Annotated in this window: 12 protein-coding genes and 1 riboswitch; of the genes, 1 reads left to right on the top strand and 11 read right to left on the bottom strand. The window is 44.0% G+C overall.

The annotated features are described in order from the left end of the window. Positions 1 to 52: 52 nt before the first annotated feature. The 6 genes from SALPA_RS17755 to hydE all read right to left on the bottom strand — a co-directional run bounded on the left by SALPA_RS17755 (position 53) and on the right by hydE (position 6,277). Positions 53 to 1,162, bottom strand: coding sequence for a double-cubane-cluster-containing anaerobic reductase (locus SALPA_RS17755; protein WP_222428034.1), 1,110 nt, complete (start codon positions 1,160 to 1,162; stop codon positions 53 to 55). A gap of 27 nt (positions 1,163 to 1,189) precedes the next feature. Next, a complete protein-coding gene (locus SALPA_RS17750) occupies positions 1,190 to 1,990 on the bottom strand; it encodes an acyl-CoA dehydratase activase (RefSeq protein ID WP_222428033.1) in 801 nt (266 codons plus the stop codon). A 228-nt stretch (positions 1,991 to 2,218) separates the two neighbouring features. Continuing rightward, complete coding sequence (cysK, locus tag SALPA_RS17745) at positions 2,219 to 3,154, bottom strand: cysteine synthase A (RefSeq protein ID WP_145096971.1); 936 nt, start codon at positions 3,152 to 3,154, stop codon at positions 2,219 to 2,221. A gap of 236 nt (positions 3,155 to 3,390) precedes the next feature. Further along, positions 3,391 to 4,560 carry an ABC transporter substrate-binding protein gene (locus tag SALPA_RS17740; protein WP_145096968.1) on the bottom strand — a complete coding sequence of 390 codons (1,170 nt, stop codon included), beginning with the start codon at positions 4,558 to 4,560 and terminating at the stop codon, positions 3,391 to 3,393. 317 nt (positions 4,561 to 4,877) lie between these two features. Next, a complete protein-coding gene (locus SALPA_RS29115) occupies positions 4,878 to 5,207 on the bottom strand; it encodes a YezD family protein (protein WP_186451117.1) in 330 nt (109 codons plus the stop codon). A 23-nt stretch (positions 5,208 to 5,230) separates the two neighbouring features. Further along, the gene (gene hydE, locus SALPA_RS17730; RefSeq protein WP_370516711.1) at positions 5,231 to 6,277 is read right to left on the bottom strand and encodes a [FeFe] hydrogenase H-cluster radical SAM maturase HydE; all 1,047 of its coding nucleotides are present in this window, start codon (positions 6,275 to 6,277) and stop codon (positions 5,231 to 5,233) included. 170 nt (positions 6,278 to 6,447) lie between these two features. Next, positions 6,448 to 6,546: riboswitch (SAM riboswitch) on the top strand. A 71-nt stretch (positions 6,547 to 6,617) separates the two neighbouring features. Here hydE and SALPA_RS17725 point away from each other — a divergent pair. Further along, positions 6,618 to 7,760, top strand: coding sequence for a PLP-dependent aspartate aminotransferase family protein (locus SALPA_RS17725; protein ID WP_145096966.1), 1,143 nt, complete (start codon positions 6,618 to 6,620; stop codon positions 7,758 to 7,760). A gap of 50 nt (positions 7,761 to 7,810) precedes the next feature. Here the strand turns inward: SALPA_RS17725 and SALPA_RS17720 are convergent, their stop codons facing one another. The 5 genes from SALPA_RS17720 to SALPA_RS17700 form a co-directional block, all read right to left on the bottom strand. Then, on the bottom strand, positions 7,811 to 8,416 hold the full coding sequence (locus SALPA_RS17720) for a TatD family nuclease-associated radical SAM protein (RefSeq protein WP_145096963.1): 606 nt from the start codon (positions 8,414 to 8,416) through the stop codon (positions 7,811 to 7,813). 30 nt (positions 8,417 to 8,446) lie between these two features. Then, entirely contained in the window at positions 8,447 to 8,800 is a 354-nt protein-coding gene (locus tag SALPA_RS17715; RefSeq protein WP_145096960.1) for a DUF2292 domain-containing protein, read from the bottom strand. A gap of 270 nt (positions 8,801 to 9,070) precedes the next feature. Next, entirely contained in the window at positions 9,071 to 9,955 is an 885-nt protein-coding gene (locus SALPA_RS17710) for an ABC transporter ATP-binding protein (RefSeq protein WP_145096957.1), read from the bottom strand. A gap of 42 nt (positions 9,956 to 9,997) precedes the next feature. Continuing rightward, on the bottom strand, positions 9,998 to 10,927 hold the full coding sequence (gene cysK, locus SALPA_RS17705; protein ID WP_145096955.1) for a cysteine synthase A: 930 nt from the start codon (positions 10,925 to 10,927) through the stop codon (positions 9,998 to 10,000). 516 nt (positions 10,928 to 11,443) lie between these two features. Continuing rightward, positions 11,444 to 12,826, bottom strand: a complete 1,383-nt coding sequence (locus tag SALPA_RS17700) for an S-layer homology domain-containing protein (protein WP_145096953.1) — start codon at positions 12,824 to 12,826, stop codon at positions 11,444 to 11,446. Positions 12,827 to 12,844 lie beyond the last annotated feature (18 nt).

Genomic DNA, 12,844 nt, shown 5'->3' with positions numbered 1-12,844 from the left:
GATACTCAACCAGGATACATTTGTCAAGTCTATCTTACTCACAAATTACAATTCAAGCCATCATTTCCAGAAAAGCTTGTACTCTGGTTTTAATCTGCTCCACATCACCCTGCGAGTAATCGGTCTCGATCTGCAGGAATGGAGTATCACCATTTTTCTTTAAGAACTCCTTAACTACGCGGCTTTCTACATTATAGGTATGACAACCCTGCCAGGTGATGTCAACCACACCATCAATTCGATAGTCCTTAATCAGTTTAGCCAGATTCTCAAGGCGAATGGGGTTCGGACTCATACAAGAACAAGGAGTTGACAGATATTTGTCAGCAATAGCCTCCAGTGGCGGCTTGGTTTCATCGACAAGGGTGACAAACTGCTTCATGCCTGAGCAATTCTCAATGTAGACAACAGCTGCACCACAATCCTCGATAATTTTTATAACTTTTTCCGAGCCGATACCTGTTGGCACACCGGTAACCAAAATCCGTTTAGCACCCTGAGGCATGGCGGCTTCGCCTTTGGCAATACTTTCTTGCATATCCTTGATAATTTCTTTTATTTGTTGGGCAAATTCTGTCCGGTCGGTAACGAAATTCCGGCCCCACATAAGTTTTAAGAAGTCTTGCCCAGTCATCGGCACTGGGTCATTTTTCATACATTCGGACAATTCCTGCATCAAACGCCGCTCTTCATTGAGCACCTTTATGGCTTCCCTGAGCTTTTCCTCGGTAATCGTAGTGCCCAGTTCTTTTTCCAACAGGTCCTTCAATATTTTCACTTCATTTAACCAATAGGCCTTATCATTGTCGTCAAGATAGGTCTGTGGCAACTTCATGACATGTACTGGTTTGAATTCTTTCATGAGCTCAAACATCTTCTTTTTGCCATCACAGGTTGTTTCGCCAATAATAATGTCCGAATAGAGAAAGTATGGACACTTATCGGTTACGGCAAAACCATATGAAGATTTGATGAGCGGACAAAAGTTTCGCGGCAGAGTTTTTTCCCCATCAGGAATCGCTTCCTCTTTAGTGGCACACAAAGCAAAGCCCAGCGCATCAGCAGCCAATACAAGCTCTTGCGGCGCATAGACACAATAAAAGCCTACCACCTTTTTCCCTGTTTCTTTAATGTTTTTGAGCATAGCAAATGCATCTGCCATATAATTTACCCCCATTTATCACTTGTTCTAACTTACTTGAAGTGCATCCCAGGCATACAGGGCTGCACCAATAGACCCAGCAAATATCGCCTGGTCATGAGTAATAACCGGCAGCCCCAGCCTAGCTGCAAGCTCACGCCTAAGTGCCTGATTCTGCGCAACACCACCAGTAAAGGCTACCGGCGGTGTTGGCTGGATTCCCGCCGCCATAGCCGCTACCCGATTAGCGATTGAAGTGTACAAAGCGCCAATGATGGCCTCACGAGTAATGCCCCGGTTGACCAGCCCAATAACCTCAGACTCAGCAAATACGGTACACATTGAATTGATTGTACATTGCTGACCATCAGCCCCAGCTTCAATATTGCCAATTTCAGCCACATCAAGCCCCAATGCGTTAGCCATAACCTGGAGAAACCGCCCTGTCCCGGCAGCACATTTGTCATTCATAACAAAATCCTGAACTTTACCTTGCTCATCTATCCGAATCGCCTTGGCATCTTGTCCGCCAATATCAAGCACCGTTTTGGCCTCAGGCAGCAGATAGGATGCCCCACGGGCATGACAGGTTATTTCTGTCATGGCTTTGGTTACAAACGGTAGGTTGAAACGCCCATAACCTGTTCCCACAAGGTAGGCCGGCGTGATAACTTCCTGCTTAGCAAGCGCCGCAGCAAGCAGGCTGGCCGCTTGTTCCTTGGGATTCCAGCCGGAAGGACAACTTACATTTTTCATCTGCACACCATCATATAAGCTCAACTTGATTGCTGAAGAGCCCGCATCAATACCTGCAACTACTATTTGCTTCATAAACCACCTGTCATCCATAATTGTAATAGACTATTTTTAGCATAACAATATAAATATTCTATGTATTTATTCGCTGGCAGACTTGTTATTCCTGCCTATACTGTCACATAAAATTCAACTAAGCATCGAGTGAGGTTTTAACCCTATCTGAAGCTTAGGCGAACTTAGTCCCTGGATAAAATAAAAGCATTCCAGACACGATAATCGCGTTGGAATGCTTTTATTTTATATTACTATTTTGGGGGATTACTCTTCACCAAACAGAGGGGTAGACAGATAACGTTCCCCAGTATCTGGCAGGATCACGACAATATATTTACCTTTGTTCTCCGGACGTTTTGCCAGCTCAGCCGCCGCATGCAGCGCTGCGCCGCTGGATATGCCAACAAGCAAGCCTTCGCTGGTAGCAACCTCCCGGGCTGCTTGGTAAGCTTCATCAGTCTGGACTGTGATGATTTCATCAATCACCTTCGTATTGAATACCTCAGGTACAAAGCCAGCGCCAATACCTTGAATCTTATGCGGGCCAGGATTGCCGCCTGACAATACGGGAGAATCAGCCGGCTCAACAGCAACAGCTTTTACACCGGGATTTCGTTGTTTAAGAGCTTCCGCAATACCGGTAATAGTACCGCCAGTGCCTACACCGCCTACAACGATATCAACTTTGCCATCAGTATCCTGCCAAATTTCCTCTGCTGTTGTTTTCCGATGTATTTCAGGGTTTGCCGGATTTTTGAACTGTTGCGGAATCCAGGCATTGGGAGTAGTTTTCACAAGTTCTTCCGCTCGCTCAATTGCACCTTTCATGCCTTTGGCACCTGGCGTAAGGTCAAGCTGTGCACCTAGCGCTTTGAGCAGTTTGCGCCGCTCAATACTCATGGTTTCCGGCATAGTAAGAATCAGCTTATATCCACGGGCGGCAGCAACAAAGGCCAGGCCAACCCCGGTGTTGCCACTGGTAGGTTCAACAATAACCGTATCTTTATTAATGATTCCCTTATCTTCAGCATCCTTAATCATGGCATAACCAATGCGATCCTTAACACTGCCAAGCGGATTAAAGTATTCTAATTTGGCAATTACTTTGGCAGCTATTTCCCTTTTTGCACCATAATTTTTCAGTTCCAACAACGGTGTATTACCAATAAGTTCTGTCAAACTTCCATAAATTTTAGCCATAATATCCACCCTCTCTGATTTGATTACTACTATTTTACCCTTGTTTCCTGCAAATAAATATCGCGTAAGCCGTAAAACTAAAAGGAGGCAATCGAAGCTAACTCAGCCGTCGATTGCCTCCGGTTTTCCGGTCAGCAAAAAATATTTATATCGTGTTTATATAGTAACACGAATACAATTATTTGTCAACCCAATTTTAAACAATTATCACGGGACCAACTTGATCTAAAACTCAGTTATAGATTTGGGGTAACTTTTTCCTTAAACGTTTGTTTGCCATCTTTCATTTCAAGCACAACAGCGCTCTTGATTGGATTATGATTGGCATCAATCGTCATCAGGCCTGTGCTTAGTTGCAGATTCTTAGTTTGCTCTAATGCTTCGCGGATTTTTTCAGGATCAGTGCTGTTCGCCCGTTTGATTGCGTCAATTAAGAATAAACCAGCATCATAGCCAAGGGCGGAAAAAACGCCAGGTTCTTGGTTGTATTCTTGCTTGTAGGCTTCAATGAATTTCACAACATTAGGATCCGTATCTTGGGAAGAAAAGTGGCTGCAGAAGAACGTATTATTAAGCGGAGCCGCTCCGGCAATTTCTACTACCTTGGCATCATCCCAGCCATCGGCTCCAAGAAACGGCATATTCATCCCCATTTCACGTGCCTGTTTGACGATTTTGCCTACTTCTTCATAATATGCCGGCAAAAAGACGACATCAGGATTCATGGCTTTAATCTTGGTAAGAGTGGCCTTGAAGTCTTGGTCTTTTTGTAAGAAAGCTTCTTTACCTATCACTGTCCCGCCATTTTGCGTAAACACCGTCTCAAAGGATTGAGAGAGCCCTTTAGAATAGTCCGAACTGCTGTCAATATAAATGACTGCCGTTTTCACCTTCAGCGTGTTGCTGGCAAAATTAGCCATAATCGTACCTTGTAAAGGATCGATAAAGCAAGACCGGAAAGCATAAGGACGAGTTTTGCCATTATCGACAGTAATCTTTTCGCTAGTCCCAGTTGGGGTAATTAATGGAATTTTATGATCTTGCGATACCTGCACAGTAGCTATCGTATTCGAACTGGTTGCAGGTCCAAACATAGCTACAACCTTATCCTGGGTAATAAGCTTAGTGATAGCGTTAGTTGCCTCAGCTGATTCTGACTTATTATCAGCCAGCACTAACTTTATTTGTTTGCCTAAAACACCGCCAGACGCATTGGCTTGTTTGATAGCCAGCTGAATGCCATTAACGGCTTGCTTGCCGTAGTTGGCCACACCACCGGTTAATTCAAAGTTACCGCCAATCTTGATTTCGTTTGTTGCTTCTTGTTTAGTACCGCCGCCGCAGCCAGCTAATGCTCCAGCCATAAGTAACGTACTCATCGCCACTGCTATTAATTTTTTTCGCATATTTTCTCCCGTCCCCCTCTTTTTCCTCATACCCATTATCCTGCCTCTAAAATACTGAGATGTTCGTCCGGAGTGTACTGTGTTGAGGAATGTACTTTTTGCATTCTTTAGTAGAATATACACCTTTACATGTTTATTGTCAACACACTATTATGCGTCTCTTTTACAAGTACGTGAGTCCTTATTTTACGTACAAAAGCTGGACAAAACACATCATCTCAAGGCAAAATATCTCTGTAAAAAAATAGCCTTCGACAGCCAAATGTAAAACGACGATATAATCCGTTATCCGGGTTCATCGCCGTTATCAATTAAATTTAAATTCCGTCACCATTGAGGCCAGTCAACTTGCCAACCCGGTATTTCTCTGTTCTCTCGATCTGCATAATCTGCCCGGCTTGAATTTGGATAGCCACCTTCCCATACTCCATGCCGCTGACTGACTGCAAAATCCGTGTCCTAAGACTACTTGCAGCAGTTATCTTGTTTGCCCCCTTAACCAGAGGCTCACCAAGCCGGATTTTCTCTAGTTTTTCCATTTGAATAATTCGCGAATCCTGAAGTACCAAAGTAACCGAACCAAAGCTTATAGCCTTCACAGCTTGTTCAATCAGAACAAGCACTTCCTCTGTAATACTTTTACTCATTCCTACAATCCCCTCTATACCTGTTAGGCTCGTTTAACCCGGTAACCGTGAGTCTCCGAAACTTTCCGGCCAATACCCGTAATTTTACCGGTAATACACGAACGGCAATGGGCCGGCGTGTCGTTAATACAGATTTTCCCCGGATAAAGAAGATACAATTGGCGATATTCTCCTTCTGTGACGTTAGGCATAACTACATTAGCCCCCCGCTGCAGCGCCAGCACCCGCCCCTGCGGATTTAAGGATTCCATCGCCGTTGTCGCCGGAATGTTAATGTCAGGCAGCAAGAGACGAATCAACGCCATAACCTTGGTACTTAATTCAAACGTACCACCCGCTTCGTCAGCTAAGGGTGTATCAGGATTGGGAATAAATGGCCCTACCCCAATCATGTCGGCGTCAATTTCCTTAAAAAAGAGAATATCATCGGCCAGTGATTCTACAGTCTGCCCAGGTATACCTACAAGACAGCCTGAACCAAGCTCAAAACCCAGTTCTTTTAAATCGTACAGGCATCTCATCCGGTTATCCCAGCTCATACCAGGATCTAGTTTTTCATATAATTCTTTGTCTGTCGTCTCGATCCTAAGAAGATACCGGTCAGCGCCCGCATTGCGATAGGCCTGATAAACTTCTCGCGATTTTTCGCCAACACTAATCGTAATGGCCAAACCAAGTTCTTTGATTTTTTTAATTATATCCACCATTTTATCGACATCAAACCATTCATCTTCACCTGACTGTAACACCACGGTACGGTAACCGTATGACTTGGCTTTAACAGCAAAATCAATAATGGTATCCACATCCAGGCGATAACGACTGACCTTACTGTTATCACGCCGTAAACCACAATACAAGCAATTTTGCTTGCATCTGTTGGAAAATTCAATAAGACCACGCAAATGAACTTCATCGCCCACATACTTTTGTCGAACCCGGTCGGCGGCGGCAAACACCTCTGCTTCATATTGACGATCTTGCAACAGAGTGACCAATTCATCTTTTGTAAGGGTATGAGTTGTTTCCGCTTTATCGATTAATGCCTGAATGTTGCTGCGCTCAGTCACAGACACTGCCTCCTCCCTAATAGATAACCCAGATTATTTCTTTAAATCATCATATATGGTTTTTTTACTAGCGTCAATATAAAACATATATAAATGCTTTTAAAAATACTATTGACAAACCCTCTTCAACTGTGTAAAAATAAAAATCATAAAATCACAATAGAATACTAAACTTATCAAGAGTGGTCGAGGGACTGGCCCTATGACACCCGGCAACCGGCATGTTATGCAAGGTGCTAAATCCAGCGGAGCAATCCGGAAGATGAGTTATTTGCGTATCTAGGCGACTCTTCTTCCGGAAGAGTCGTTTTTTCATTATCAATGCAGGAGATGAACGTTTATGAAAATTTCTACTAAAATTGCCCAGTCAGGACTGGTCACCGATAAAACTACCGGTGCCATCAGCACCCCGGTTTATCAGACAGCCACTTTCCGTCACCCTGAACTTGGCTGCAGCACCGGCTATGACTATTCCCGCAGCCAAAATCCCACTCGCAAAGCCGTGGAGGAAGCCATAGCTGCTCTTGAAGAAGGCCATGCCAGTTTTGCCTTTGCCTCAGGCATGGCAGCCATTACGGCTATACTCATGCTTTACCGCCCTGGCGATCATCTGATCATTACTGAAGATTGTTATGGCGGAACATACCGCATTCTGGAGCAATTATTTACCCAATTGGGCTTATCTGTCACCTTTGTAGACACTAGCGATACTCACCAAGTACGCCAAGCGCTTCAGCCATCAACCAAAGCCATCTTGCTTGAGACACCAACCAACCCGCTGATGAAAATTGCCGATATCAGGGCGGTAACGTCTATCGCCTGTGCCAATAACGCTCAGCCTATTCATGTTATTGTTGATAATACCTTTTTATCGCCCTACCTTCAGCGCCCCCTGACGCTCGGCGCTGATATTGTCATCCACAGTGGCAGCAAATACTTATCTGGCCACAACGATGTGATTTGTGGCCTGGCAGTGGCCCGTGATCCTGCCCTCTGCGAGAAAATCGGCTTTATCCAAAACGCCACCGGGGCTATCCTTGGGCCACAGGATAGCTGGCTGCTCCTACGCGGCCTAAAAACACTTGCACTTCGATTACGCCAACAAGAAGAAAACGCCTTGGCTATTGCCAAATGGCTTACCGCTCACCCCAACGTCACCAAGGTCTATTACCCCGGCCTGGCAGACCACCCTGGCCGGGAAATCCAAGAGTCCCAAGCGGCTGGTTATGGCGGCATGTTATCCTTTGTTGTAGCCCATCCCCACCTGCCTGCACAAGTATTGCGCAAGGTTAAGGTTCTCCAATTTGCCGAGAGTTTAGGCGGTGTTGAATCGTTAATTACCTTCCCGGCAGTGCAGACCCATGCCGACATCCCAGCTGACACTCGAGAACGTCTGGGCATTAGCGACTGTTTGCTGCGCTTGTCGGTCGGCATTGAAGATGTGGAAGACATCATTGCCGATTTGGCGCAGGCGCTGGAATAGTAAACAGTAAAACAAAAATGAGTCAGAGACTGCGCTCTGACTCATTTTATTTAATTATGATTAACAAAATGCCTGACTTTTAAATCAACACCAATTTCTCCGGCGATTTTCCGGCAAGCCTGAATATCATCTTTAGCCATAACATCAACAATTGATAACCTTACTCTGGGAATATGTTTTTTACATTTAGTGGCAAAATCCAACATAGCAGCATAGGCTCTTTCACCATATTGTGATCGACATAGTTGCTGATATTCTTTGCTGTTTTTAGCATTCATACTTATAGAGACAGCATCCACTACTCCTGTTAGTTGCGGCGTAATATCCCTGCCGCAGATCAAATTGGCGTGTCCATTTGTATTTATGCGAATTGGCAGACTATACGCCGTTTTGAGCCGCGTACATATCTCAATGATGTCATAGGTACGTATCATCGGCTCCCCATATCCACAAAAAACAAACTCCTGGTATCTATCAATATCCCATTTTTGAATATCTGTCACAACTTCCTCAACGGTAGGCTCTCTTTTTAGCCATAAGTTAACGCCCTGCGACAGTCCCTCCTGACTGTTTCTTACGCAAAACGAACAATTGTTGGTACAACGGTTCGTTATATTAAGATAAAGTGCATTTTCAAGCTCGTAAGTAATCGTCATTAATACCCTTCCCCTTTTAGCCGCAGGAAATCATATCCCGTCCCCATATACTCCTTCATATTCATTAATCCGCCGTTTTTCCGTTTTCTCAATCTGTTCTATCTTACCGTCTTCAATCCGGATAATCAATTGGCCATACATCAGCCCTTGAAGCTGGGCAAGAATTTTAGGTTGAAAAGCGTGTTGTTCTACCGGAACGTCGCGTGTGATATAGCCTGATTTGTTTTTAGATGAAAATATGAATTTTTCTGTTCTCTCCATTTTTATTACACACCCGTCTTGCACTGTCAAGATCAAATAACCATACTGGATAGTATGCAGCGAATGCCGCAGCAGTTCAATAACTTGAGGTAGCAAAATTCTTTTGGGATTTACCTTTTCCATACATTACACCTCCGAATAAATTATATATACACATCATCAGCTAACAAGATGCAATGCAAAATAAAAACAAATACAAAAAAGGCTAAGAGCCTACTTATAAGATAAGACTTGGCTTGTGCCAAAGTCCTTTAGGACGATGACAGTGGCCGTAGTCGTTCTTATTTATTATCAGAAAGGGGGTATTCTTTCTAAATAATATAAGTAAGTCTCTTAGCCTTCAGTATATCTGATCAGCTAATGCCGCACTAGTAAGATAAACTTGCAGTACAATTACAAAGCTGCTGACGAAGATATGGAATCAGCCACATTTTGTTGAGCCGCTTGTGTCTTATTTGCTGTAAAATGTTCATTCTGCAGCAATTCCCATATTTTGTGACGAACCCAGCCAAAATCAGCTGACGAACGAATACCATCACGCGGCCTGGGGAGATTAATATCGACAATTTCCTTAATGGTTCCAGGATTGGCAGTCATTACCGCTACCCGATCTGCCAAAAATACGGCTTCATCAATACCATGAGTAACAAAAACAATCGTCTTCCTGGTTTTCTCCCAAATGCGCAGCAATTCTTCCTGCAAAACTTCTCTGGTCTGAGCATCAACTGCCGCAAAGGGTTCATCCATGAGCAAAACCTCCGGATCATAGGCCAATGCCCTGGCAATGGCCACACGTTGTTTCATCCCGCCAGACAATTCATGGGGATATCGATCTTCAAAGTTTTTCAGTCCCACTAATTCAAGATATTGCTGACTGATTTCCTGGCGCTCTTTTTGCGGTACTTTTTTGATTTCAAGCCCAAACTCAACATTTTTTCTCACTGTCCGCCAGGGAAACAGCGCATAGCCCTGCATTACAATTCCCCTGTCGAGGGCCGGACCGGTAATCAATTTACCGTCCATAAATATTTCTCCTGAACTAGGTTTGGCTAACCCGGCAATCATATCCAGAAAGGTTGACTTACCGCAGCCGCTTGGTCCAACAATAGCCAGAAACTCTCCTTGCTTAACAGTAAGATCTAATTGTTTAATTGCTTCGAATTCTGTAGCCTCTTCATTTGGGCTTCGCTTAATTTGGTATACACGCCGGATATTGCGGGCAATGATTTTGTCATCAGTCCCCGCAACCACTGCGGCCGCCCCTTGACTCGTAGACATAAGGTTTCCCCCTTTTATAGTTAATCCAGAAAAAATTTCTGATTACTTTTCCGCAAAAAGAACCGTACTAAGATATCGCTCGCCTGTGTCTGGCAAAATTGCCACTACCACCTTTCCCTTATTTCCCTGGCGTTTGGCAAGCTGCAAGGCGGCAAAGGCTGCCGCACCGGAAGAAATTCCGACCAATATTCCTTCTTCTTTAGCTAACCGTTGCGCAGTAGTAATTGCTTCCTCATTTTTCACTTTAAAGATTTCGTCAACAATATCCAAATTCAGCACAGCAGGAACAAAACCAGCCCCAATTCCCTGAATTTTATGAGGGCCAGACTGACCACCGGAAAGAACAGGGGAATCAAAAGGCTCCACTGCCACCACCTTGACGTTGGGATTACGTTTTTTAAGTACTTCGCCAACACCGGTAATTGTACCGCCTGTACCGACACCACCAACAATAACATCCACCTTACCATCTGTATCCTGCCAGATTTCTTCGGCGGTAATTGCCCGGTGAATCTCAGGATTCGCCGGATTGTTAAACTGCTGGGGAATAAATGAATTTGGTGTTACAGCAGCCAACTCCTCTGCCTTTAATACCGCCCCTTTCATGCCTGCTGCACCAGGGGTCAAAACCAATTCCGCACCATACGCCTTTAGCAGGCTGCGCCGCTCCACACTCATGGTTTCCGGCATAGTCAGAATCAGACGATACCCTTTGGCTGCAGCAATAAAAGCCAGGGCAATACCTGTATTACCGCTAGTAGGCTCAATAATTACCGTATCTTTATTGATAAGTCCCTTTTCTTCGGCATCTTTGAGCATACTAAAACCGATGCGGTCTTTAATACTGCCGCCGGGGTTAAATGACTCTAGTTTAACCACTACCTCGGCCTGAGTCCCCTCGGTTACTTTATTCAGACGGAGTAATGGTGTACCACCGATTAGTGCAGTGATACTGTTGGCAATTTTAGACATAGCAATCATCCCCCTATATTTTGTCATTAACTAAAATTAAGCAGTACTCAGCAAACGAACGCTTACCTTGCCAGAAAAATATCATGAATTTGCGTAAGTAAAAAGGCAAAGATACATTCCTGATTAGGATAATCTTTGCCTTCAGTATGCTCGACTGATCAGCCAACTCTTTATCTTTTGCGGCGAGTTAAGACTCCCGCCTCTGCAGACGGCGTTTGTTCAGGTGGGGTAAACCCTATCTGAACCCGCCGATGTTTCAGCTATGCTGAAACAAGTTCACTTTTAACACCAATTCGACAATAGCAACAACTTCATTGCCACCCAACCTTCAAAGAAAAATAAAAAGGCCAAGGCATATCCTCACGGATAATACCCTAGCCTTCAGTCTCTCTGATCAGCTATTCATTCTTAGAATATCTAGTAGTTATAATTATACTTCCTGGTGAACATTTGTCAATATACTTTTATTTAAATTCTCATATATTTTTAAATTAACAGCTAAACTGGTTTAGTGCCTTAAAATTTGGAAACGACCGCAACGCGGTAAAAATGATATCCCCGGTCATCGGCAGCAGCAGCCTCTTTATCAGTCAGTTTTTGATAGGCCACATAGGCTGACAGATTTGGACTAAAACCATAGTTATAGGTAATATTCAGGCCTTTTAAATTTCTTACGTCTGAGAATGCTTCCGTGCCACTCTTAGCCTTGTTTTGCAGATTATAAGAAGTCAGTCTGCTAATAGAGTTTTTACCAACACTATAATATTTTATAACCAGGTTTTTCTGACCACCTTTTACAATGGCTTGATCACCAATAGTAGCTATAGCAGTCCAGGCATTTTTATCTGTATCTGATTGCTGGTTCTGGACATACTCGCCGCCAAGGGAAAAATTAGGTTCAAATACATAGTTAGCACTACCATAAAGATATTCTGCCAGAGTAGTATGTATGTCACCCCGGTCTTTGAGGGCAGCATAGCCAGCTCCGTAAGTAAGTTTGCCATTCGTTGCAAAAGCCTCTAAAGAGGCGATGTCAATGGTTGCAGCAGGAATGGCAGCAGTAGCAACGATGGTACCGTTTGTGCCGATTTTATAGCCTGCCGCTGCAGCTCCATTCTTTTGCTGCCTGCCCCAATTGCCGACAAGATTAATGTCGCCGAATTTAGTTTCAAACTTTGCACCATCAAAACTGGTATAGCCATTATCTACGATGAAAGCCGTAGTACCCAGTTTCAGTTCTTGAGCACCAATGGTAGTCTTGAAAGCACCAATAGTACTAGTCAGAAAGACCCTATCCAGCGTAACGGTATTTTTGTTATCATCAGCCGCTGAAGTCGATCCAAAACCGGTAAAAGTTGCACCAGCATATTTATATTTGGTACCTGCTTTCGTAACCCCTGAGGTCACGCGCAAACCAAGACTAGTAGTATTATCAACTTTAGCCACGCCATTTAGCCTGAGCCGGTAGGCACCGCCTACACTAGAAGCAACAGTACCATTGTTGTCTTGGGAGGTATAACGCACTTCAGCAATTCCGCTAAATTTAAGATTGGGTTGGTTTTTCTCTAACTTATTTAAGCGGACACCAATATTGTTGAGTTCAGCGGCAAATTCTACTGAAAGCTTATCAAGCAGCACTTTCTGCTGAGCACTGGCCTTAGTATAATTTTGCAGCCCGCGTGCGGTCACTACGGCAAACTCATATCGTGTCAAAGGCTTATCACCACCAAATGTAGAGTCACCGTATCCATCAAATAAACCATCCTGTTGTAGTTGTTTAACAGCGTCATAGGCCCAGTGCCTGGCAGGTACATCAGAAAAATCGGCTGCTGCCAAGGCCGTACCAACACTACTCATTATCAATAGAACCGAGAATAACATTAAAATTGACTTTTTCAAAATTTCTTCCTCCTCCTA

The sequence above is a fragment of the Sporomusa sp. KB1 genome, assembly GCF_007830295.1.
Taxonomy (GTDB): Bacteria; Bacillota; Negativicutes; order Sporomusales; family Sporomusaceae; genus Sporomusa.
This window is presented reverse-complemented; position numbering and strand designations above follow the sequence as displayed.

What these genes read in the sequence shown, in the direction of transcription:
- SALPA_RS17755 (WP_222428034.1), bottom strand. Translation starts at nt 1,162, where the DNA reads ATGGCAGATGCATTTGCTATGCTCAAAAACATTAAAGAAACAGGGAAA.
- SALPA_RS17750 (WP_222428033.1), bottom strand. Translation starts at nt 1,990, where the DNA reads ATGGATGACAGGTGGTTTATGAAGCAAATAGTAGTTGCAGGTATTGAT.
- cysK (WP_145096971.1), bottom strand. Translation starts at nt 3,154, where the DNA reads ATGGCTAAAATTTATGGAAGTTTGACAGAACTTATTGGTAATACACCG.
- SALPA_RS17740 (WP_145096968.1), bottom strand. Translation starts at nt 4,560, where the DNA reads ATGCGAAAAAAATTAATAGCAGTGGCGATGAGTACGTTACTTATGGCT.
- SALPA_RS29115 (WP_186451117.1), bottom strand. Translation starts at nt 5,207, where the DNA reads ATGAGTAAAAGTATTACAGAGGAAGTGCTTGTTCTGATTGAACAAGCT.
- SALPA_RS17725 (WP_145096966.1), top strand. Translation starts at nt 6,618, where the DNA reads ATGAAAATTTCTACTAAAATTGCCCAGTCAGGACTGGTCACCGATAAA.
- SALPA_RS17720 (WP_145096963.1), bottom strand. Translation starts at nt 8,416, where the DNA reads ATGACGATTACTTACGAGCTTGAAAATGCACTTTATCTTAATATAACG.
- SALPA_RS17715 (WP_145096960.1), bottom strand. Translation starts at nt 8,800, where the DNA reads ATGGAAAAGGTAAATCCCAAAAGAATTTTGCTACCTCAAGTTATTGAA.
- SALPA_RS17710 (WP_145096957.1), bottom strand. Translation starts at nt 9,955, where the DNA reads ATGTCTACGAGTCAAGGGGCGGCCGCAGTGGTTGCGGGGACTGATGAC.
- cysK (WP_145096955.1), bottom strand. Translation starts at nt 10,927, where the DNA reads ATGTCTAAAATTGCCAACAGTATCACTGCACTAATCGGTGGTACACCA.